Origin of the sequence: Nitrospirillum goiasense (genome assembly GCF_034427435.1) — a bacterium.
Taxonomy (GTDB): Bacteria; Pseudomonadota; Alphaproteobacteria; order Azospirillales; family Azospirillaceae; genus Nitrospirillum.
In genome coordinates, this window is record NZ_JAXQNP010000002.1 from 22,252 (window position 1) to 45,000 (window position 22,749).

Sequence of the window (22,749 nt, forward strand, 5' to 3'; positions counted from 1 at the left end):
TTGTATAGGGGCCGTGTCAGGCGAAATAGCGGTCGGGCGGATCGGAGCTCCAGACATCCATTTCGACCTCATGGATGCCGTGCACCCGGGTGCCATCGGACGCCCTGAGGCGATCGGTATCGGTGAAGGTTTCGAAGCGGTTGCGATCGGGGTCGCGCCAAACGTCGAAGACATGGCTGCCGTGGGGATGCCGTCCCACCCCCCAAACAAGTTCGTAGCCTTTGGATTCCAGGTAGCGGTGAGACATGAACTGCGCCTCGAAGTCCTGCGCCTCGAAACTGATGTGATGGCAGGCCGTCTCCCCGACCCGGCTCTGCATCAAGGCCACGCAGTGATGGTCCACCAGCTCCTCACCGCGATTGAGGCGGAGGAAGCCGACGATCCGAATCCCGGGCTGACCCGGCAGGTGATAGACGTCGCTGGGAATGAGCCCCAGCACATCGACGTACCAAGGTAGCGTCGCCATGAAGCTGGGGATGAACAGGCCGACATGACCAATGCGGAACAACTTGGCGGGGCCCAGGGGCCGCTTGGGTTCGAACCGCCCCTCGCGGATGTAATTGAGGGGCGAATTCAACATCAGCGGGGCATAAGCGTCTCCCGGCGGGATACGCGCCACACCGTGGATAAGGTCCACCGCGATGCCGTTGGGATCCGTGAGGGTCACGGCCTTGCCGCCGCCCGGCGTATCCAGCGCGCGGATCGGGCTGGCCTTATGCACCCGGACCGCCTCTTCCAGGTCGGCCTCACCCTCCACCTCAAAGGCGAAGCCGGTGAACACTGCGGCGTCCCCCCGCTCCGCGACATAGGCGTAGCTGTCACCGCCGTTGGTGCGCATGACCAGCCGCTCCGGGCCGCTTTCAACGGTGATCAGCCCGAAGTCACGGGCGAATGTCTCCGTGGCGGCAAGATCATTCACTTGGAATTTCACATGATGCAGACTTTTCAGGCGCATCAAGGATACCTCCCCAGCATTTTCAATTTCGGATGAATATTGGAAGACCGCGGCACCGCCACTGGTCTTCGCCCTCCCTATTTTTTCCGGCGCCAAATTCTTCGGTCACCGGCTGTTGTAAGCTTTTCGCTCACAGACCTATTACCGTCCAATCGAATATCGGGCGTTCACATATAGGGCATACTGATATGTCTGCGCGAAACGGGCGCCCCGCAACGCCGGGCGAAAATGAAAATGGTGCTGACCGGCACGAGGCCGGTCAGCACCATTCAGCGTTTCAAATACCTTAAGCGGCCCCGCCGCCTATTCGCCCGGCATCGGCCGCAATCCCAGCAGATCCACCGCGTTAAGGCCCAATATCCTGGCCTGGATGTCCTCCGGCAGGTGGGCATGGAACCCCAAGGGATCCGGTTCCCCCATGTCGAAAGGATAATCCGTCCCTAGGCACAGCCTGTCCGGCCCATGGCTGCGGATCAGGGCGTCAAGCTGGTCCCGATCGAACACCAGCGTGTCCAGCCAGACCTGCCGCAAATAAGACGACGGTGCCCGGGTGATGTGCGCGCGGCAATCTTCCCGGGCCCGGAACGCGTGGTCCATCCGGCCCCAGTACGCGGGCAGGAAGCCCCCGCCATGCGCCACGCAGAGCTTGAGCCCCGGATGCTGGTCCAACACCCCGCCAAAGATCAGGTGGCTGAGGGCGAGGGTCGATTCCAGCGGATTGCCGATAATGTTGTCGAGGTAGTGCGCCGCCAGGCGGTGCCCGTGGGTGAAGCCCAGCGGATGCAGGAACAGCAGGACCCCCAACTCCTCCGCCGCGGCGAAGAAGGGGCGGAATACAGGTTCGGCCAGTTCCTTCCCGGCCACGTTCGATCCGATCTCGATGCCCCGCAAGCCCAGCTCCTGGACACACCGCCGCATCTCGGCGATCGCCATCTCGGTGTTTTGAAGGGGCACCGTCCCCATGCCGACCAGCCGGTCGGGATGGCCGCCCACCACCTCCGCCACCCGGTCATTGACCCGTTGCGCGGCGGCGCGCCCGACCTCGGGCGGGGCGAAATAGTAATATTGCCCCGGTGAGGGGCTGATCGCCTGCACATCCACGCCCAGTCGATCCATGTCGGCCAAGCGCTCCTCGACACCGTTCAGCTTCCGCCCGATGTCACCGAAAAGCTTGGCGTTCGTCGCCTTGGACGCCTCCGACAGGAAGGCGAAAGGGTTGGGCGGGTCCGCGACCTCCCGCCGGATCAGAGCATCCGCCGCCGGAACGTTGAGGTGGCAGTGCAGGTCCACCACGACGTGCCGCCCACGCTGAGCGACCGGTATCGGCTCACGACAGGGGCCGCAGGTGGAAAGATGATGATCGCAACTCATCGTTCCGCATCCAGCATGGATTGGACGATCTTACGCACCTTCACCGCCGGCCCATCGGACCGGACCAACAATTCCCGCTGGAAGGTGGCCGCCCGGTCCAACCGCGGTTCGATCGCCTCGATCGCCACGACATCCTGCCCGCGGACCTTCTCGTCCGATTCCAGTTGGAATTCATCCAGCGTTTCGTCACCCAGGCGGAAATTCCGGATGGAAAAGCCAAAGTAGTGGGTCGTCGTTTCCGTTTCCGGGGTGATGCCATGCAGGATGTGAAGATGGCCCAGCGCCGGTGGGACGACGTCGTGGCCCGGAACGCGGGTGAACAAGGGAAAGTTGGTCCGGATCAGTTCAGGGCCGTAAAAGTCCGTGATCGACTCCCAATCGGCGATGCCCTCGTACCGGTTCTCCGCCCCCCAAACGATATCGGCGAAGTCATTCCAGGGAAGCTTGCCCGTGCGCACCAGCCGGTAGCTGGCCGGGCGCTCCTCCTCCCTCATAGCCATTTTCTTCATGGCCTCGCCCCCCGGAATATGAAAATGCAGGTATGGCAGGTGGGTCAGGTCCATCAGGTTGTCGATCAGCAGCTGATACCGCCCCTTCATCAGGAAGTGATTGTACGAGCTGGCGTGCCACCCCTCGACGCCGATGCCGAAATCCTCATGAGGGGGCAACAGGGTGGTGTCGCAACGATCCCTGTCCCCCATCCAAATCCAGCACAGAGGGCCCCGCTGCTCCAGCGGATAGGTCGGCTGGCAAAAGCCGGCACCCGTCCCCTGCGATGGGATTTCGCTGCACTTCCCATCGGCATCGAATACGAAGCCATGATAGCCGCAGACGATGGAGTCCCCCTGCAGCTTCCCCCGGGCCAAGGGGAAGTAGCGATGGGGGCAAATACCATGCATAGCCACAGGCGCCCCGGCCATCGTCCGGTAAAACACGACGGGCTTGCCGAGGATGGTCCTTTCCATCGGCGTTCGCGTGATTTCGTGGGCGAACGCCGCGAGGTACCATCTGTTTCGAACGAACGACTGACCTTCCTTGAACGGATACATGGCCTCTTCCTCCTGTTCTTCTTTACTTGATGATCAGACGTGCGCCCGGACGACCCGCTGATCAATGGCGCCGAATAGGGGTTCGCCCTTGTCCGATCTGGCTTCCATACGGACGCGGTCACCGAAGGACATGAAGGCCGTCCGCACCTTCCCGTCGTCCAACAGTTCGATGCCCCGCCGCTCCGCGATGCAGGACGACCCGACATCGCGATGGTTCGCGTTGGACACGGTGCCCGACCCGATGACGGTTCCCGCACACAAGCTGCGGGTTCGGGCGGCGTGCGCCACCAGTTCGGGAAACGAGAAACTCATGGCATGGCCATTGGCACGCCCGAAGAGCGCACTGTTCCAATGAACCTCGAGGGACAGGTCGACACGGCCGTCGCGCCATGCGGCGCCGAGTTCATCCGGCGTCACCGCGACCGGCGCCATGCTGCAGGCCGGCTTCGCCTGGACCCAACCGAAGCCCGTCTTCATTTCGATTGGGGCAAGGTGGCGCAACGACCAGTCGTTGATCTGCACCACAAGCCGGATATGCGCCGCCGCCTCATCCGGTCCACAGCCCAGGGGCACCTCGTCAACGACCACCCCGAACTCGCCTTCGAAGTCGATCCCGTCCGCCTCGGTCACGAAGGGGATGTCCTCTGTCGCCGCATAAAATCGGTCCGACAGGCCCTGGTACATCAGCGGGCGATCGCGCGGCGCCGGGTCCATCTTGAAGACCTTGGCCATCAGCGCGCCGTGGCTTTCAAAGGCTGAACCGTCCAGCCACTGCCAGGCGCGCGGTAACGGCGCCAGGAACTGCCAAGCCGAATGTGGCGCGAGGCCCGGGGCGGTTCCCGCCTCGACGGCAATCGCCAGATCCCGTAACGCGCCCTCCACCTCCGTCCAGCACTCAAGCGCTTCTTGAAGCGTTGCCGCGATCCCATCCGCGAGAGCCGCCCGCGCGTGATCGCTCGATACGACGACCAGGCGTCCATCACGGGAGCCGTTTGCCACGGTCGACAGCTTCATGGCCTAGTCCTCCAGGATCGCCACGGCGCGTGTCCACCCGGCGGAGGCGCCTTGGATTTTGTGGGGAAAGCAGGAGACGGTGAACCCGTGGGCGGGCAGGACCTCGAGATTGTGCAGCTTCTCCAGATGGCAATAGCCGATCTCGCGACCGGCCTTGTGCCCCTCCCAGATAAGGGAGGTATCGCCCATCTCCGCCACCCGGCGCGCCGTGTGGGTAAACGGCGCATCCCAACTCCACGCGTCGGTGCCAGTCACCCGGACCCCGCGGGAGATGAGATACATCGTCGCCTCATACCCCATGCCGCAGCCCGTGTTGATGTAGTCCGGGCGGCCCAGGGCGCCACCGGCCGCCGTGTTGACCAAGACGATGTCGAGGGGCTGCAACTCGTACCCGATGCGTCGCAGTTCCCGCTCCACATCCATGGCCGTCACGACATAGCCGTCGGCGAAATGCCTGAAGTCGAGCTTCACGCCGGGGCCAAAGCACCAATCGAGGGGGACCTGGTCGATGGTCAGCGCGGGCTTCCCGCCGTCCTGCGTCGGATGGAAATGCCAGGGCGCGTCGAGATGCGTCCCGTTATGGGTCGACAGCGTCACGGCCTCCGCCGCGGCGAAGCCCTCTCCCCCCGGCAAGGCCTCGGCGGTGATGCCGGGGAAAAAATGGCCGGCCTCGGCCACCGTCTCCTTGTGGCCGACATACTCGATTTTCGGCCGCATGAAGGGCGGATCCGTCACCAGGTCATTGCACAAGGTGATGGAGAGGTCGATGAAACGGCGCCCCGTACGGCTTTTCATTCGTGTTTTCCCAGTCTCCCTGATCGCCTTTGGCGGCGATTTGCCGGCCGGCGTTTGTTCGTCCCTCAATTTCCCCACGACACCTATTAGCGTCCAATCGAATTTCGGGTTTGCGTCCATGGGCAATACTGATACATTGAGGTATGCGCTTCGATGGTCTCGACCTTAATCTGCTGGTTGCCCTTGAGGCCCTGATCCAGGAGTGCAATGTCTCCGCGGCGGCGCGGCGCCTTAACTTGACCCAGCCCGCCGTCACGGGCGCGCTGAACCGCCTGCGCGAGTATTTCCAGGACGACCTGCTGGTGTTGCACGGGCGGCGCATGCTGCCCACGCCCAAGGCGGAATCCCTAGCCGGCCCCGTTCGTCGCGCTCTTCTGCAAATACGTGGTGAGATCACCCGCGCCGGAAACTTCGACCCCGCGACGGCCGTCCGCCATTTCCTGATCGTCGCGTCGGATTACGCCTATGCCATCGTCCTGGCCGACCTTTTCGCCAAGGTGGCCAGCGAGGCGCCATCCGTCAGTTTTGAACTGATTCTGCCCAGCAGCCAGGCCGGCGAAAGATTGGACCGGGCCGAAGTCGACCTTATGTTCACGGTCATCCCGTACGCCAACCCCCGATACCCCTCGATGCAGTTATGGACTGACGAGGATGTCATCATCAGTTGGAGTGGCGCCGGCTACGACAGCATCGACGCCGAAACCTTCTTCTCCGCCGGCCACGCGGTCGCCACCTTCGGCCCGGACCGCAGGCCGTCGGTGACCGATGAGCATATCGCCAAACTGGGTTTTGAGCGTCGGGTGGAAATCCTGTTACCCAATTTCGCCGATCTCTGCCCGGCGATCGTGGGCACAAAGCGACTTGCCACCATGCACCGGCGCTATGCGGAACATTTCGCCCAATTTTACCCCATCACACTGCACCCCACATGGGTAGAATTCCCCCAGATTGTGGAATTGGCGCTGTGGCATGAGGTCCGCGACAAGGATCCCGGCGTCCGCTGGCTGCTCGACAACATCAAAGAATTGGCCGACAACTTGCCAGGTCGAGTTTAATTTGCAGCTTCAATTATCCCCAATCCAAGGCGAGTGATGCCGTGGGGTACTGCCTCAGCGCTACCCTCATAACGGCCCAGGCCGAACGCTTACAAATGGGCCACCATCCAGGACACAGCCCCATGACATCATCAGCGAACGCGGGACGGATGGGACCATCCCGCTACCGCTGTCCGGGCCAAACCGGGCGCAGCCGGGGTCACGATCATGCCATAGGGTATACGGGAGCACTTGCCAGCGTTTTTCAATCCGCCCAAACGCAAAACACCCGTCAGCAATGTGCTGACGGGTGTTTTACTGATTTGGTTGCGGGGGCCCGCAACCATCTTAACTTGCTGTTCCGCGCAGCCGCCTAACAAGACTCGGATTGGATGACACCGGTGTAAGGACAATGACGCTAAATCGATGTTTCGTTTGAAGTCGACGGGGTTGAGGTACCCCAGCGTCGAATGGCGACGTGTTGGGGTGTAGAAGCATTCGTTGTAGTCGAAGACGTCGGCCCTGGCCTGTTCCTTGACTGATAGATGGCCATGGCCACGCGCTCTGTTTTTGAGCGACGAGAAGAAGCTCTCCATGGCAGCGCTGGCCTAGACATCGCCCGCCCTGCTCATGGAACAGGTGATGCCGTTGTAGGTGAGCAGGCGCTGGAACTGCTGACTGGTGTATTGGCTTCCCTGATCAGCATGATGCAGCACCACCTTAGATTTTACCCGCCGCCACAATGCCATGACCAAGGCATGCGAGTGAACCGCGCCGGGATTGTCGGAGGCAGTTTGGTTTGAGTCACGCGGCCATTGCCGATTGGTCCAGCATGGCGTGGAAGCGTGCCTCGGCTTCGGCTGGCGGGATGTTGCCGATAGGCCCCAGGATCCGCCGGTGGTTGAACCAGTCGACCCATTCCAGGGTGGCATACTCGACGGCCTCGAAGGAACGCCATGGCCCACGCCGGTGGATCACCTCGGCCTTGTAAAGGCCGTTGATGGTTTCCGCCAGGGCATTGTCATAGCTGTCACCAACGCTGCCGACCGAGGGTTCGATCCCCGCGTCGGCCAAGCGTTCGGTGTACTTGATCGAGACGTATTGGACGCCCCTGTCCGAATGGTGGATCAACCCGCCGTGCTTGACCGGTCGCCGCTCATGCAAGGCCTGCTCCAAGGCATCAAGCACGAAGGCGGCATGGGCCGTCCGTGACACCCGCCAACCGACGATGCGCCGAGCGAAGGCGTCGATGACGAAGGCCACATAGACGAACCCCTGCCAGGTGGCGACGTAGGTGAAGTCCGACAGCCACAGCATGTTCGGCCGGGGTGCATGGAACTGGCGGTTGACGTGGTCCAGAGGACAAGGCGCCGCCTTGTCGCTCACCGTGGTCTTCACCGGCTTGCCCCGGATCACGCCCCGCAGGCCCATGTCCCGCATCAGCCGGGCGACCGTGCAGCGAGCAACAGTTCGGCCCTCTCGCCTGAGCTGGTGCCAGACCTTGCGCACGCCATAGACAGCGAAGTTTTCGTCGAATACCCGCCGGATCGCGATCTTCAGCGCCGTGTCCCGCCTGGCCCGTTCCGGCAGACGGTCTGGATCGGTTCGCCGGGATGCATGCCGATGATAGGTGGACGGGGCGATCGGCAGGACCTGGCAGATCGGCTCGACCCCGTGCGTACCCCGATGCTCGTCGATGAAGGCGATCATGGCTTGAACCGGCGGTCGAGCTCCGCCATCGCAAAATACGCGCTGGCCTTGCGCAGGATCTTGCTGCTCCGCGCTGCCCTATGGGTCATTCGCCTGCCGCAGTTCCCGGTTCTCCCGTTCCAACGCCTTCAGCCGTTCCGCCGTCTCGCTTGGAACACCGGCCCGCGTGCCAGCTTCAACTTCGGCCTTCTTCACCCATTCGTTCAGCGTCTGGCCGGAACAGCCGATCTTCGCCGCGATCGACATCACCGTCGCCCATCGCGACGGATGGTCCTTCTCATGATCCAGCACCAATCGAACCGCGCGGGCTCGGACCTCGGGGGAGAACTTGTTCGTCGTCTTGCTCATCGTGGCTTCAATCTCTCAGGAGTGGAAGCCTCCGACAATCCCGGAGCGGTTCAAACCAGGTTTCCGAGCGCATCCGTAAGAGCCAGGATCTTGGTGGTCATGCCGCCCTTGGAGCGACCTATGGCCTGGCTCTGAGTCCCCCTTTTGCGCCCTGACCATGCCGGTGGACTTTGACGATGGTGGCGTCAACCATGGCGTATTCCATGTCGGGCTCGTCCGAGCACGCCTCGAAAAGCCGAATGAAAACATCAGCTTTGACCCAGTCACGGTAACGTTTGAAGATCGTGTTCCACTTGCCGAACGAGGCGGGAAGGTCTCGCCAGGGGCTGCTCGTCCGCGCTATCCAAAGCACCGCCTCAATGAAAAGGCGATTGTCGCTACCGCTCCGCCCTGGATCACTCGGCTTCCCAAGGCAATGCGGTTCCATCTTCGCCCATTGGGCATCGGTCAGTACAAAGCGTTCCATCCGAAGCTTGAATCACGACCAAGCAACGGATGGAAGATAAATCTCAACAAGCCCTAGCTGTCCAACCGCGTCTTCCAATCCTACGATGACATCGTCGACCACTGTTGCTTCGCCTGGAACAAGCTCATTGAACAACCTTGGTCCATCATGTCCATTGGGCTCCGGCAGTGGGCCCATGGGTCCTAATCACTGAGACTTGGTATAAGCGTTTTGCAAATGAAACGGTGAGGGCAGGCCGGATGGACGGTAATGCCGAGATTGGGATGCCGATATGTTGCCGGCAACTCCCTCAAAACCCCATCGGAGGCGGCATGGCCACACCGGCCCTCGCGGCGGCCGGTGTGGCGGGTACCGTCAGGTGGCCTATCAGCGCAGCCCGGTTCGGCCCTTCCTGAGCGGCGCCGGCCATCGCTTAAAAGGCAGAGTCAGGTCCCGTGACCACGGCCTCACGGCCCCCTCTCAGGATGGAGTTGCCGGCGAAGGAGATCCGCTGATCAATGACGGCCGGGCCCGCCCAGTCGGTTTCGGAAATTTGGCCACTCGGGGCGAAGGCCGTCAGGGCGTTGGCATAGCAGGCCAGATTCACCTGTTCGGCCGGAACCCCCTGCTCCAGCGCCAGGCGCGCGGTTTTGGGCACCGCCAGGGGATCGGAAATGCCCCAGTCGCAGGCTGAGTTGACAATGATCCGATCGGCACCGTAGCGCTTCAGTATCTCCACCATGCGGGCGTCGCCCATCTTGGTGCTAGGATAGATGGAGAAAGCGGCCCAGAAGCCCTGCTCCAGGACGTCGCGCACCGTCTCTTCATTGTTATGATCCACCACCACCTGGGCCGGCGACAGGCCGTGTTCCAGGCAAACAGCCATGGAGCGCAGCGTGCCCTGCTTCTTGTCGCGGTGTGGGGTGTGGATCATGACCGGCAGCGACAACTCCCGCGCCAGATCCAGTTGCAGGCGGAAATAACGGTCCTCCAGCGCCGTCTGTTCGTCATAGCCAATCTCGCCAATGGCGACGACACCGTCCTTTTGCGCGAACAGGGGCAGGATTTCCATCACCGCCTCAGCCAACGCCTCGTCGTTCGCCTCCTTGGAATTGAGGCCGATGGTGCAGTAATGGTGGACGCCGAACTGGCTGGCGCGGAACCGCTCGAAACCCAGAATGGCGGACAAATAGTCGGCATAGCTGGCGACATGGGTGCGGGGCTGGCCCAGCCAAAAGGCGGGCTCGATGACCGCGACCACGCCGGCGGCCGCCATCGCCTGGTAATCATCGGTGGTCCGCGAGATCATGTGGGCATGCGGATCGATATACTGCATCAGAAGTGTTCCCTTTCCATCCACGCGCCGGCCGCGGCGCGCTCCTCCGGATCGTTGCTGCGCGCCGCCAAGGCCAGGTCGTCAACCGCCCCGATCTCGGCGGCGAAGGGGCCGAGGCACCGCCACAACTCCACCGATATGCGGCGGCCCGCCGCCCGCCGTTCCCGGGCATAGTCGCGCAGTTTGCGGGCCAGATCAGGGTTCACCCGCGCGTCCAGCCCCTGGATGGGGGCCAGCGTGCTGTCGACGAACAGCGCCTTCAGCACCATGTGGTTCCAGCGATGCTCATCCATATGCTCGCGCGGATAGGGGCTGTGATGGGCGATGGCCTCGAAGACGGGGCGGATGTTGGTGCGCAGTCCCTCCCCCACCTCATCCACCAACGCGTGGGCGTCGGGATAGAGTGGAAGCCCCTGGAAAAGGGCGACCTGTTCCGCCGGGTCCGCCGCCCGCCGCAGCCGTTGAAAGCGCGCGTGGAAGGTATCAGGCGTGGCGGACGGGCAGCGCAGCAGCAGCAGGATGCGGGCCGCCCCTTCCAGGCTCCATGACTGGGGCCGCCAGCCGGGCCGCACCGCTTCCGCCGCGGCGATGTCGTCGGCCGCCAGGGCCAGGGGACCGCGCCCCAGTCGGCGCGGAACCTGGCCAAAGGCGATGGCCAGGGCCCTCTCGGCGGCCGGGTCGCCCAGGGTCATGGCGCCGATCTGGCCCAGCCGCGCGTCCAGCCATTCCCGCCCCGCAGCCGGCGCCTGCCGGGCGATCCAGTCCCGCAACAACTCCTGAGCAGCATCGTTCATGCGCACAACCACGTACTTAAGGTTTTAATCTGTTTCTTATTCATATCATGATGATACATGTTGCCGGCTGATAGCACGCGAAAAACGATCCGACGCGGCGAGGTACCCTAAAAATATGCATCGTACCGTTGTTCTTCTTGTGGTGGGGCTCACCCCCGATCTGGTGGGGGCCGACACGCCGCATCTCGCGGCTCTGGCGTCGCGTGGCGGGCTACGGCCCCTGGCGACGGTGACGCCGGCGGTGACCTGCACGGTCCAGTCTACGCTGGTGACGGGCCTGCCGCCTTCCGGGCATGGCGCCGTGGCCAACGGCTGGTATTTTCGCGACCAGGCGGAGGTGATGCTGTGGCGTCAGTCCAACCGTCTGGTCCAGGGGGAAAAGCTGTGGGAGGCCGGCAAGGCGCGCGATCCGAGCTTCACCTGCGCCAAGCTTTTCTGGTGGTACAACATGTATGCGTCGGCGGATTGGAGCGTGACACCCCGGCCCCTATATCCGGCGGATGGCCGCAAGATACCGGACTGCTACAGCCATCCACCGGAATTGCGCGACACCCTGACCGAACGGCTGGGCACCTTCCCCCTGTTCCGTTTCTGGGGGCCGATGGCCGACATCACCGCCAGCCGCTGGATCGCGGAGGCCACACGCCATGTCATGACGGCGCATCAGCCGACGCTGACCCTGACCTATTTGCCCCACTTGGATTATGATCTGCAGCGCTTCGGGCCCGACCCTTCCCACCCGGCGGTACGCCAGGCCCTGCGCGATGTAGACGCCCTGGCCGGTGATTTAATCGCCGACGCGGAGGCCGCCGGTGCCCGCGTGGTCGTCGTGTCGGAATATGGCATCACACCCGTCACAGAGGCCATCTTCATCAACCGCGCGCTGCGCGAGGCGGGGCTGATCGCCGTCCGGTCCGAACTGGGACGTGACGTTTTCGACGCCGGCGCGTCCGCCGCGTTCGCCCTGGCCGACCACCAGGTGGCGCACATCTATGTCCGCGACCCCCAGGATATCGACCGGGTCAGGGATCTGGTCGCCGGCCTCGATGGGGTCGAGGCGGTGTGGGGGCGGGCGGAAAAGCGCGTCCAGGGGCTGGATCATCCGCGCGCTGGCGAACTGGTGGCGGTCAGCCGGGCCGATCGCTGGTTCGCCTACCATTACTGGACGGATCCCGCCCGCGCGCCCGATTACGCCCGCACCGTCGATATTCACCGCAAGCCGGGCTACGACCCGGTGGAGTTGTTCTTCGATCCGGCCCTGCGGTGGCCCAAGCTGGCTTCGGCCTGGCGCCTGGCCTTGCGCAAGCTTGGCCAGCGCCGCCTCATGGATGTCATCTCCGCCGGCGACACGGCGCTGGTGCGCGGGTCACATGGCCGCCTCACCGACGATCCGGCACAGGGGCCGCTGGTCATCAGTTCGGCGCCCCATCTGCTGCCGGAGGGGGCCGTGGCCGCCACGGATTTCAAGGCGCTGGTGCTGGCGCATGTGTTCGACTGACCGCCCGACGGCCACGCCGTCAGGTGCCTGGGATCACACGCTGCAGGATCAAGGTAAGGGGGAAGCATAGGACCGCCACGGCCACCGCCGCGACGTCGCCCCCCGCGGCGGCGATCAACGCAGCGTCATACAGGGCGATCGCCGCGATCAGCAGCGCCACCGCCCGAGGCACATCGCCGGGCGCTCGGCGGAAAAAGCGACGCAGGCCGGCAGCGCAGGCCAGACCCAACGCCAGGCTGGAGGCCAGGGCCAGCGGGACGGCTCCCTGCCCCGTCAGCGCGGCGCCGATGGCGATGATCAACGGCATGGCCAGCACGGCCAGCGGCCAGGCGGCGCCCAAGCGGTCGTAAGCCTCCTGCCGGGCGGCGTAGGTCAGGCCCACGACTAGGCAGAACAGCCCCGTGCCGCCGATCCACAGGCCGGGGGCGTCCAGGCGTCCACCGGCCATGGCCGCCGCCGTGCCGTAGCACAGCAGGCGGCAGAGCCCCATGACCAGGGGGGCCGCTGCCGTCCGCTTGTGTATCCAATCATAGAGCAGGATGGCGCCCACCAGGGCCCCCGCCGCGACACCGGCGCGCGGGCCAGCCGCCGCCGCCAGGGCCAGGCCCAAGCCCAGCAGGGCGAAGCCGGTGGTGAACACCGCCGCGCGTGAGGCGTCGCCCTTGGGAATGGGGCGGCCGGGCCGTTCGCGCGTGTCGATCTCCACATCCATGGCGTCGTTCAGGTACATGCCGCCGATGTAGAACAGGACCAGCGCCAGCAGGGCCGCCAGCAGGGCGCGGACGGCATCGGCGGAGCCAATTCCCTGGCCCCCTCCGGACAGGATGATGCCGGCCAGGGCGTTGGACAGCACGGTCGGCAGATTGGAGACCCGGCCCAGGATCAACACGGCGCGCGGCCGGATCAGGATAGCTGGCGCAGTACCCATTCCAATTCCCTCTCAATGCCCCCGGTGACGTCCGCGACCCCGCCGAAATCCTCCATGAGGCCGGTGCCGGCGGGCAGCACGTCCCAGGTATAGGTCTCTATCTCCAGATGAGCGGAGATCGGTCGCGCCCGGTGCAGCGCCAGTACCCGCTCCAGTACCGGCCGGGTGGAGCCCAGCGGCGGGCGCGGCTCCGTGAAGACGGGCACATGGAAATGGATGCGCCATTCCTCACCATCACCAGCGGAGGCGAGCGCCTCCGGCAGGTCCAGGAAACGGCGGGTGGCCCCGTCCGGCGCCCGGGTCACCACCTGGTGCAGATAGACGGCGTCCCTGAAGGCGGCCACTTGATGCCGCGCTTCCGCATACATGCGGTCAATCCGCAATGCGGCGCTCAATTGCACCTTGTGGATGGGAATGCCGGCCTGGGCCAGGGACGCGAAGGTTTCCTCCGGTGTCTCGAACGCCACCGCCATGTGGCACACGTCCAGGCACAGCCCCAGATGCCTGGGCAGGGCGGCCGCGGCTTCGTCAGGCGTGAGGCCCGTCAGCGCCGCCAATTTCCGCGCCGCCGTCTGGGTGAACAACCAGTCCTTGAAGAAGCTCACGGCATCCTGCGTGGTTTCCAGCAGGCACCAGGGCTCCGGCTCCAGGGCCAGCGCCACCGTGCGGCCGGTCTGGCGCCACAGGGTCACGAGGTCGGCGACGCTGCGCAGCAGGCCATCGGCCACGCGGTCCTGCCGGTCGCGGGTGCTGCCGGCGAAGCCGCCGGGCACGGTGCTGATGGTGGCGGTGCCGCCGGCCGGTATCAGGGCCGCCATGATGCGGGCCAGATTGGCCGTGTAGTGTCGCCGCTCCGGCGTGGTCCAATCCGGTTGATATACGTCGGTCTTAACGCTGACGCCGTGGAAGGGACCGTAGGGGAAGCCGTTCATGGTGTAGGCGACGTACCCCTCGGCAGCGAACAGGTCGGCCAGTTCCGCAGCCGCCGCATACGGATCGGCGGCCGCCTCCGCCGACAGGCGCAGCCCCACGGCGAAGGGCGCGTCAGGACACAGCCGCCGCTTGATCTCGCGCACCGGGCCCAGCAGCGCCGCTTTGACGTCGGCTATGGTTTGTGTGGGGTGGACGTTCAGGCAGTAGCCCAACCAGCCTTGTCCTCCGGGCAGGCGCATCAGGGGGCCTCCCGTTCGGCCAGCCAGTCCAGCGCCTGCGTGATCAGCGCCGTGTCCATCTCATGCACCTCCACCCCGTGGCCGATCCCGGCCAGCAAGGTGATGGTCAGTTCCCCGCCCAGATGTTCGCGGAACTCCTCCAGCGCCGCCAGGGCAAGGGCCCGTACCTCCGCCGCCGGCCGCGCCAGGATGGGGTGCCACAGGCGAAAGCCCAGATGCTCCAGCAAAACGGCGACGCGGGTCTCCGCTCCGGGGGGCAGCATGCCCGCCAGGACGGAATAGCGGGTGTCCAGCGCCAGGCCGATGGCCACCGCCTCGCCATGGCGCAGATGGTGGCGGGTCAGGCTTTCCAGCTTATGGGCGATCCAGTGCCCGTAATCCAGGGGCCGGGCGCTGCCTTGCTCGAACGGGTCGCCGCCCCCGGCGATCTGGGCCATGTGCAGTTCGGCACAGCGCCGGATCATCCAGTCCGTGGCCGCCGGTTCGAACAGGGCCAGGGCGTCGGCGTTGCGCTCCAGCCACTGGAAGAAGGCGCCGTCGCGGATCAGCGCCACCTTCACCGCCTCCGCCATGCCGGCAACACGGTCGCGGGCCGGCAAGGTGTCCAGGAACGCGGAGTCGTTCACCACCGCCCAGGGTGGGGCGAACGTACCGATCTGGTTTTTGGCGCCATTGCGGTTGATGGCTGTCTTCACGCCCACACCGCTGTCGTTTTGGGCCAGGACGGTGGTGGGGATCCGGATCAGGCGCACGCCGCGATGGGCGGTCGACGCCGCCAGGCCGACCGCGTCCAGAAAGGCGCCGCCCCCCACGGCCAACACATAAGAGTGGCGATCGATGCCGGCGTCGAAAATAGCGTCGTGCATGCGGCCGATATAGTGCGCCTCATTCTTCACCCCCTCACCCCCCGGCAGTGGGATGGGCGCCCGCGTCAGGGCCGGCACATCGGCGCGGGTATGGAAATAGGCGCTGACGGCGTCAGACAGGCCGGGGCGTCCCTCCATCACCCCCATGTCCAGGAAGACCAGACAGCGCCCCCCCGGGCACGCCCCGGCGGCCATCACGGCGGCCAGGGTCCCGTTCTGCGGATGGAAGCAGTCCCGGGTGAAGGCGACGGCGTAATCGTAGGTCACGGCAAAGCGCTGGCGAACGATGTCGCCGTCGCCGTTGGTGTGCGCTGGGACAGCCACACCTCTTGATTGAAGGTTCATGCGTGCAAATACCTTTTCTAGTGCTCGATAAAATGGTATAGCCGCAAAGACAATCAATCAATGGCGTATGCCGTTTCCGCACAGATCTAGTCGTATGTGACGCATAGCGCGGCCCCATACGCTTTAATTGCAATTTTCTGAAGCGCCGGGATGGTGGTCGCCGATGGCTCCGCCGCCGGTCGTCTTCCGTGCCGCAATCTTCTTGCCGTAGCGGTTCACCCGCATTGGCGCACCTTCACGACAGGGGCCAACGCCATGAGTTATTTGAACGCGACCCGATTGGTGTTTTCCGGCCGATTCCAGGCGGATCCGTCGACGGTCAACAACGACGTCCGCCACTACGATAGCGCCAGCTTCTTACCCGAGTATCAGGAATACGGGCACGACGGCAAGGCGGAGGGCTGGTGGAATCCCTCGGGATCGGGGGCGTTCCGTCTGATCGACTGCGTGGTGCGCGGCGTGCATTACGCCGACGGCAGCAGCACGGACGACCCCAGCGTCGACCCCATCGTGGGCATGGCGGTATTGGATTCCAACACTCGCACCAGCGGCAAGATCGTCGACATCGACCCGCAATGGCAGCTCGCCTCCCAGTTGTGGGGACTGGTGGTGCGATTGGCCAAGGTCGATGCCACGGGGGCCACGACCCTGGTCGGCGGCAAATACGCCCCCAACCCCTTCCGTGACCTGTGGTTCACCCGGGTTTCCGGCATGGGCGGGGATGCCGCGGCCTCGGCCCTGTTCCAGTCGGTGCTGACAGGGGTGGAATGGGCGGACGATCTACCCGAGAGCGCCTTCCTCAAGGAACTGCGCGGCAAGACCCAGGACGATCAGCTATCGATCCGCCTGGTCACCTACGCCTACCGCGATGACCACACCCAGCCCGGCTTCACCTTCGGCACCGTTTCCGGCGTCATCGGCCCCTATTTCGTGGGGGAGCCGGAATCCTTCGTGGCCGGACGCCGCTTCGCGCCGCAGAGCGGCTCCACCTCCTGGAACAACATCAATTTCTTCACCGGCGCGCTGGGCGAAGACAATCGGCTGTTGCTCGACCTGTGCAACGCCCTGCCGATCGACAAGAACTATCAGCCGCTGGATCTGGGCACCATGACCGTAGGGTCGCTGGTGGGGCCCAATACGGCGGAGGGCGGACCGGCCGGCGTCGGCAACTTCCAGCCCATCGGCACCGTCCCCTACCGGGACCCCGACTGGCTGCTGAAGGCCGGCGGCATCGCCGAGTTGGCGCTGAACACCGCCCAGTTGAACAACCAGTCACCCGGCGCCTACACCCCCCTCGCCCTGGCCACCCAGCCCCAGAACGCGCCCGTGCCCCTGGTCGCCATCCGTGAGACCGCTGGCGGCCAATTCGTGGGTGCGGAGCCCTTCGTGCTGCGCATCGACAGCAGCGAGGACGGCCCTGTTGGTGTCACCACCACCCTCTACGCCGCCAGCTACGGCCAGCCAGCGCCCTTCACCAGCCTGGTGTTGGCCCAAACCGGCGAGATGGACGGCCTGGGCGGCGGCTATGGCATCGATCAGCCCGCGGCCCCCATTCCGGCGGCGGGCATCCCCATGTCCGCCCTTAATTTCCCCAGCACCGTAGCCACTGGCGCCGACGGCACAGTGACCATCACCGTCCAGGGCTCGCCACCGAACAATCCGCGCGGCTACATCGATGGTCAGCTCTACAACATCACCTATCAGATCGCTGGCCAGAGCCGGCAGAATTTCGGCCCCTTCGAGGTCATCGCCCTGCACCTGCGCGACGCCTACCCGGTGCCGCAAACCCCGACCTGGGCCGCCAACATCGAGCCCATCTTCCAGCAGTACGCCAACCTTTACCCCATCATGAGCCGGCGGCTGGTCAACCTGAACAACCCGCTGTCGGTTTTCCACAACCGGGAGATCCTGTCGCTGGCGTTCTCGCTGGATATCACCGACCCCAACTACATGCCGGTCACCCGTGACCTGTCGGAAGGGAAGCGGCAAACCATCGTCAAGTGGCTGGGCGTCCTGGACCAGGACGCGGACTTCCAGTCCGCGCTGGCCCACGCGACGACACCGGCGGCCCCGGCGCCGGCGACGGACCTGAAAACCGCATCCGCCCTGGCCGAGGGCGTGGCGCCCGCTGGTGGCAAGACCACCTTCGCCCGCGCCTATGCCAAATCCAAGGCGGGCTCGAAGGCCGGCGCCTGACCGGCGCCGGCACCTGTTCCCCGCTGGCCATACCCCGCTGGTGCGCGCCACGAACACGCTCTTTGGCGCGCCTGCCCCCCGATCGGAGATGCCCGCCCATGTCGACCAACGCCGCCCGCCACCTCAGCCTCCGCCCCGACATCCTTCAGCGTCTGAAGGGGGCAGCCTCCGCCGCCGACCTCTGGCCCTTTCTGCAGTCGGCGGTGGAACTGGAGCACTCCACCATCCCGCCCTACCTCTCGGCCCTCTACTCCATCAAGAAGGGCCACAACGTCGCGGCTGCGCAGATCATCCACTCCATCGTGGTGGAGGAGATGCTGCACATGACCATCGCCGCCAACGTGCTGAACGCCATCGGCGGCAGGCCGGTGATCAACCATCCCAAGTTCATCCCCACATATCCCGGGCCCCTGCCCATGAACGTGGATGACGGCCTGATCGTGGGGCTGGCGCCGCTGAGCCTGGATCTGGTCCAGAACGTGTTCATGCGCATCGAGTTGCCGGAGACGCCGCAGCATTTCCCCCACCTGCTGAAGGCGCCGGGCGAACGCGGATACGCCACCATCGGCGAATTCTACGACGCCATCATTGCCCGCATCGTGGCTCTGGGCCAAGGCATCTTCACCGGCGATCCGGCGCGCCAGGTGGTGGACAACGCCTGGTTCCCGCCTGATCAGCTTTTCCCCGTGACCGACGTGACGTCCGCGGTGCGGGCGCTGGAAGTGATCAAGCGCCAAGGCGAGGGAACATCCCGCAATCCCTTCGATGGCGACGGTCAGCCGGCCCACTACTACCGCTTCGAGGAGATCGTGGCCGGCCATCGCCTGGTGCGGGATCCGATGGCGCCGCAGGGTTATTCCTTCACCGGCGCGCCGGTGCCCTTCGAGCCTGAGGGCATTATCCAGTTCGTGGAAAACAGCTACCTGTCCGACTACGCGCCGGACACGCTGGCCTATAGCGGGGTGGCCCAGGCCAATTACACCTACACCAGCCTGCTGAACGCCCTGCACACCACCTTCAATGGCGAGCCGAACAAGCTGCGCGCCTCCCTGGGCCTGATGTTCGAGTTGCGCCTGGTGGTGCTGGAAAAGGTGGTCAACCAACCGGCGGATGGTTCTGCGCCAACCGGCGATACGCTCTACGCGGCCCCGGCCTTCCAGTTCGCGCCTGCCGCCGCAACCGCCGATTTCGCGGCCGCGCCCATTGTGACGGCGGAGACCGTGGCGGCCCAGTCCTGACAAACCCGCCGGCGATCGCGGCGCAACATCCTGCCTACAATACAGGGGGCTTTCATGAAACGGATAGCAATCGCGGCAGTTGCGGCCTTGGGATTGGGGCTGGGCGCCCTTCCGGCCCAGGCGCAACCGGCGGGCGGCAACGCCTGCCAATTCCCCACCACGCCGCCGCCGCCCAGCGGCGACGCCGGGGCATTCGCCACCTACGCCTGGCAGATGTTCATCGCCTTGAACTGGACGCCGCAGGTAGGCGACCGCGGCGTGCCGGACTGCACCAAACCCTTGGGAGGCAGCACATCGGGCACCGTTTGGCAGACCTACAAGACGGTGGACGAAATCTTCCTGCCCAACGCCCAGAACCCGGGGCCGTGGAATTCCTCCCTGACGGCGACGCTGTTCAAGCAGACGGCCAAGGCGTCCACCGCCGTCCAGACAAGCGCGATGGGCACCGTGATGCAGCCGGTGGGCGGCTGGCTGATCGACCAGGCGGGCAACCCCACCTACTACGAGATCGCGGCCAACCGCGTATCTTATGACTATATCGTCGCCAACGGCTTCTATAACGCCAATACGGTGAACGCGGCTCGTAACATCGCCTTTCCCGAGGGGGCGACCGAGATAAAGGCCAGCTGGCGCATCCTGACCGCCCTGGACGACACGTCCCGCTACCTGACCCTGGCGGCGACGGTGGAGACCTTCGACGCCAACGGCAAGCCCAATGGCACCAAGGCGGCGACTTTGGGCTTGGTGGGCTTGCACATCATCGTCAAGGCCAAGGGGTATCCGCAGTGGATCTGGTCCACCTTTGAGCAGGTGGACAACGTGACGCCGGCCCCGAACGGCAAGGCGTCCTATTCCGACCCCAACGCGAAGCCCAGTGACGTGAACCAGTCGCCGTGCCAGGTCGGAGTGCTGCCGTGCACGCCCAAGCCGGGCAAGACCTTTCAGACGCCGGACCCCCTGACCCGCGTAACCGCCATCCCATCGGCGGTGGCGGCCATCAACCAGCAGATCCAGGCGCAGTATGGCTCCACGTTCGTGAAATATTATGAGCTGGTCGCCACCCAGCATCCCGCTGATCCTGGCGACCCCGGTAACCCGCTGGGCACGCCGACCCCCAACCTGTTGGCCAACGTGACCATGGAAAGCTACCTGCAGCCGACCAGCAGCTGCATGGCGTGCCATTCCACGGCCGTATCCGGCCCCAGTCGCTACAAGTCCGACTTCTCCTTCCTGTTCATCCATGCCCAGGCCCCCAAGAGCGGACACTGAGGCGACATCATCACGGGCAAAGGGAGCACCAACATGGGTATTTTGAACGGCCCCCGGATCAACTTCTGGGGCGGCATCCGCGCCAACGTGTGCACCGCCAATAACAGCGACCAGGTGGGCGACGTCAAACTTTTGGACCTGGCCAATTCCATGGTCCGGCCGGGGTACACCGACGAGCAGGCGATCGACCTGATGCGTACCCCCACCACCAATAACGGCGTGCCCTATTACACCAATGGCGGCTGGAATTATTACGGTGATCACCAGGTCAATTTCGTCAGCGCCACCGTCAGCAGCCAGGGCCCTGCGGGGGGCGTGGTCGACAGCGGCGACCTGGTGGGGCTGCCGGTGTACCTGCTGGGGTCCATCGACCCCGTGACCGGTCAGGGGCCGTTCTTCGGACCCGTCATGGTCGATCTCGACCCCACCAGTTCGCAGGCCACCCAGATTTACGTGGGCGGCTTGCAGATCGGTGACAGCACGGCGCCCAAGCTGCTGATCCGCCATGACACGGTCTGTTCCAGCCAGAGCCTGAGCAGGCGCGTTCTGACCTTCGAGACGGACGCCCCCGGCTCCTCCGGCTTCAACGGGACCTTCCAGGTGACTTTCCCGAAGTCGGCGGTGACTCAGTACGATGCCAGCAGCCCCATCATCACGGCCCTCATGAACGATGCGAAGGCCACGGGCATCGTATTGCGCTTTTCCATGTTCGAGATGGCACCACCGCTGACCACGGATGAACTGGTGGCGGCGTATAACGCCAATACCAATCCATCCAATCCCAGTTCCGGGCGCGTCGTAGGCACGCTGGGCCCCCATTATGAGGGCGAGCCCGACACCTGCCCGCCGGGCCGCCTGCTGTCCAACCCCGCGCTGCCGGCACTGGTCCCCGGTACGTTCGCCGAGGGCTACGCCTTGGTGGATGCGGCGGCGGCGCGCCTGAGCATCGACACGCTGAACCTGTTCCCCAAGCCGTCCTTCCGGGCCGACCGCACGGACATCACCAGCCCACTCACACCGAATGTCGACTATGGCCCCATCGCCGTGGGGGCGGGAAGCCATGACACTCCCCTCGGTGTCACGTTCGATGCGCGGCCAGCCGACTATTACAAGTTCGGCGGCATCGTCGATGTGCCGCTGAGTCCGCAGCAGGTTCAACTGGCGCAGTCGATGCCTTTGGTCCTCTCGGGCAGCAACGGCGGCAACAGCGTCAAGATCACCGAACAGCCGTTGCGCATTTACGGCGACCCCCGTAACATCTATCTGGATGATACGGTCAACCGTGAGGTTGTGTGCTCTTTCACGGTGGCCTATCTGGGCGGGCCGCTGCCGGTCGACATGACGTTCGCCATCATCAGTTCAACCCCCGGAACCATCGCCGATCCGTATTATCTGACATTCCCGCCCAATGTGGTGGTGCAGAAGGGGCAGAGCCTCCTCAGCTTCACCGTCGGCGACTATGGCAGCGCGAATTTCGGCTTTGAATGCCTGACCATCAAGAACGGCACCAGCTCCTATTTCGTCAATTTCCGCAAATATCCCAAGTCGGATTTTGGTATTCCCAAGGGGGCTACGATCACATGGCAGCAGGCCTACGACATCGCCCTGCGCTTCCACTACATCGTCTTCCCGGCCATGTCGTTGCGTATTCCGCTCAATGACATGGGGACGGTGGTCGCCACGGCAGAGCAGTTCCTGGCCCGCCTGTCACCGGCCTATCGCAACACGACCCTGTGCATGCCCATCACGCGCAGCCTGTCGCCCAGCCAGATCCGGTTATTGGATTGCTTCTTGTCGAATAAACCTTGGGAGCCGCTTCCCTGAGCGGTCGCTGATCATTTTATGGCGATGGCCCGCCCCGGTCACCGGCTACTGGTCAACATCGGACCGCAACACCGCCCTCAGCGGAAGACCAGTAAGCGTCGTCTGATGGCTGCGGCCAGCGCCGGCTGATCCGCGCGTGGCTCAGGGCCTCTGGATGATCTTCCAGGGCAGCAGGTCGGTGATGCAGTTGATGGACGAGGGGAGGATGGCCCCGCCCAGCGCCCGGTGTTAATCGGCGCGTAGCTTGAGTGCCGATCGGCACGGTATCCATTTGATTCTATTGAGATCAACGGGGTCACCGGGTCGCGCCGAATTACACCCGTACAAAAGGGGTCCCGATTGGACGCCGATCACCCCTCATACGGGGTCCTTATTCCATGCCGATTCACACACGGCGATCTCGCCGGCATCCTCGCCGTCGCCGTGAGCGGCACCGCCAAGCCCGGAACGGCAAACAGCCCGCGCTCTTGCGAGGCGGGCTGTTCGGTTGACTTGGTCGAACAAGTTAAGATGGTTGCGGGGGCAGGATTTGAACCTGCGGCCTTCAGGTTATGAGCCTGAC

The 22,749-nt window shown here is 64.6% G+C and carries 16 protein-coding genes, 1 tRNA gene, 4 pseudogenes and 1 other annotated feature (1 of these 22 only partly in view); of the genes and pseudogenes, 7 read left to right on the forward strand and 14 right to left on the reverse strand.

Features of this window, described 5'->3' with window-relative positions; translation table 11 throughout:
• Positions 1-16: 16 nt before the first annotated feature.
• From ULB03_RS02415 to ULB03_RS02435, 5 genes are all read right to left on the reverse strand, one after another.
• Positions 17-955 (reverse strand): VOC family protein, encoded by a 939-nt coding sequence (locus ULB03_RS02415; protein WP_322481737.1) that lies wholly within the window; start codon positions 953-955, stop codon positions 17-19.
• A 303-nt stretch (positions 956-1,258) separates the two neighbouring features.
• The gene (locus tag ULB03_RS02420; RefSeq protein WP_322481738.1) at positions 1,259-2,326 is read right to left on the reverse strand and encodes an amidohydrolase family protein; all 1,068 of its coding nucleotides are present in this window, start codon (positions 2,324-2,326) and stop codon (positions 1,259-1,261) included.
• On the reverse strand, positions 2,323-3,375 hold the full coding sequence (locus tag ULB03_RS02425; protein ID WP_322481739.1) for an aromatic ring-hydroxylating dioxygenase subunit alpha: 1,053 nt from the start codon (positions 3,373-3,375) through the stop codon (positions 2,323-2,325). Before ULB03_RS02425 ends, ULB03_RS02420 begins: the two co-directional genes overlap by 4 nt.
• 33 nt (positions 3,376-3,408) lie before the next feature.
• Positions 3,409-4,389 carry a fumarylacetoacetate hydrolase family protein gene (locus ULB03_RS02430; RefSeq protein ID WP_322481740.1) on the reverse strand — a complete coding sequence of 327 codons (981 nt, stop codon included), beginning with the start codon at positions 4,387-4,389 and terminating at the stop codon, positions 3,409-3,411.
• 3 nt (positions 4,390-4,392) lie between these two features.
• Entirely contained in the window at positions 4,393-5,184 is a 792-nt protein-coding gene (locus ULB03_RS02435) for a cyclase family protein (RefSeq protein ID WP_322481741.1), read from the reverse strand.
• A 143-nt stretch (positions 5,185-5,327) separates the two neighbouring features.
• On the opposite strand from ULB03_RS02435, the gene ULB03_RS02440 reads away from it, so the two are divergent.
• Entirely contained in the window at positions 5,328-6,239 is a 912-nt protein-coding gene (locus ULB03_RS02440; protein WP_322481742.1) for a LysR family transcriptional regulator, read from the forward strand.
• A 395-nt stretch (positions 6,240-6,634) separates the two neighbouring features.
• Here the strand turns inward: ULB03_RS02440 and ULB03_RS02445 are convergent.
• The 3 pseudogenes from ULB03_RS02445 to ULB03_RS02455 form a co-directional block, all read right to left on the reverse strand.
• A pseudogene (locus ULB03_RS02445) lies at positions 6,635-6,976 on the reverse strand (DDE-type integrase/transposase/recombinase); the annotation flags it as partial.
• A gap of 46 nt (positions 6,977-7,022) precedes the next feature.
• Positions 7,023-8,276: pseudogene (locus tag ULB03_RS02450) on the reverse strand (IS3 family transposase).
• Positions 7,854-7,970 (reverse strand) — a sequence feature (AL1L pseudoknot). (Overlaps the previous pseudogene by 117 nt.)
• Before the next feature lie 56 nt (positions 8,277-8,332).
• Positions 8,333-8,742 (reverse strand): annotated as a pseudogene (locus ULB03_RS02455) (IS5 family transposase); the annotation flags it as partial.
• Between the two features lie 57 nt (positions 8,743-8,799).
• Between ULB03_RS02455 and ULB03_RS02460 the strand changes: the two are divergent.
• A pseudogene (locus tag ULB03_RS02460) lies at positions 8,800-8,928 on the forward strand (IS630 family transposase); the annotation flags it as partial.
• Between the two features lie 226 nt (positions 8,929-9,154).
• Here the strand turns inward: ULB03_RS02460 and ULB03_RS02465 are convergent.
• A complete protein-coding gene (locus ULB03_RS02465; RefSeq protein ID WP_322481743.1) occupies positions 9,155-10,057 on the reverse strand; it encodes a TatD family hydrolase in 903 nt (300 codons plus the stop codon).
• Complete coding sequence (locus ULB03_RS02470) at positions 10,057-10,851, reverse strand: EboA domain-containing protein (protein ID WP_322481744.1); 795 nt, start codon at positions 10,849-10,851, stop codon at positions 10,057-10,059. The genes ULB03_RS02465 and ULB03_RS02470 overlap by 1 nt, the downstream gene beginning before the upstream one ends.
• A gap of 115 nt (positions 10,852-10,966) precedes the next feature.
• On the opposite strand from ULB03_RS02470, the gene ULB03_RS02475 reads away from it, so the two are divergent.
• The gene (locus ULB03_RS02475) at positions 10,967-12,349 is read left to right on the forward strand and encodes an alkaline phosphatase family protein (RefSeq protein ID WP_322481745.1); all 1,383 of its coding nucleotides are present in this window, start codon (positions 10,967-10,969) and stop codon (positions 12,347-12,349) included.
• Positions 12,350-12,368: 19 nt separating this feature from the next.
• Here the strand turns inward: ULB03_RS02475 and ULB03_RS02480 are convergent, their stop codons facing one another.
• Genes ULB03_RS02480 through ULB03_RS02490 form a run of 3 tightly spaced genes read right to left on the reverse strand, consistent with a single transcriptional unit; the run spans position 12,369 to position 15,639 of the window.
• Complete coding sequence (locus ULB03_RS02480; protein ID WP_322481746.1) at positions 12,369-13,277, reverse strand: UbiA family prenyltransferase; 909 nt, start codon at positions 13,275-13,277, stop codon at positions 12,369-12,371.
• Positions 13,253-14,449 (reverse strand): metabolite traffic protein EboE, encoded by a 1,197-nt coding sequence (gene eboE / locus ULB03_RS02485; RefSeq protein ID WP_322481747.1) that lies wholly within the window; start codon positions 14,447-14,449, stop codon positions 13,253-13,255. The genes ULB03_RS02480 and eboE overlap by 25 nt, the downstream gene beginning before the upstream one ends.
• Complete coding sequence (locus tag ULB03_RS02490; RefSeq protein ID WP_322481748.1) at positions 14,449-15,639, reverse strand: 3-dehydroquinate synthase; 1,191 nt, start codon at positions 15,637-15,639, stop codon at positions 14,449-14,451. Before ULB03_RS02490 ends, eboE begins: the two co-directional genes overlap by 1 nt.
• A 276-nt stretch (positions 15,640-15,915) precedes the next feature.
• Here ULB03_RS02490 and ULB03_RS02495 point away from each other — a divergent pair, with 276 nt between their 5' ends.
• The 4 genes from ULB03_RS02495 to ULB03_RS02510 all read left to right on the forward strand — a co-directional run bounded on the left by ULB03_RS02495 (position 15,916) and on the right by ULB03_RS02510 (position 22,187).
• A complete protein-coding gene (locus ULB03_RS02495; RefSeq protein ID WP_322481749.1) occupies positions 15,916-17,856 on the forward strand; it encodes a hypothetical protein in 1,941 nt (646 codons plus the stop codon).
• Positions 17,857-17,954: 98 nt separating this feature from the next.
• Positions 17,955-19,094, forward strand: a complete 1,140-nt coding sequence (locus ULB03_RS02500; RefSeq protein WP_322481750.1) for a ferritin-like domain-containing protein — start codon at positions 17,955-17,957, stop codon at positions 19,092-19,094.
• 54 nt (positions 19,095-19,148) lie between these two features.
• Complete coding sequence (locus ULB03_RS02505; protein ID WP_322481751.1) at positions 19,149-20,363, forward strand: hypothetical protein; 1,215 nt, start codon at positions 19,149-19,151, stop codon at positions 20,361-20,363.
• 33 nt (positions 20,364-20,396) lie between these two features.
• On the forward strand, positions 20,397-22,187 hold the full coding sequence (locus ULB03_RS02510; RefSeq protein ID WP_322481752.1) for a hypothetical protein: 1,791 nt from the start codon (positions 20,397-20,399) through the stop codon (positions 22,185-22,187).
• 511 nt (positions 22,188-22,698) lie between these two features.
• Here the strand turns inward: ULB03_RS02510 and ULB03_RS02515 are convergent.
• A tRNA-Met gene (locus tag ULB03_RS02515) sits at positions 22,699-22,749 on the reverse strand; it runs 26 nt beyond the window's last position.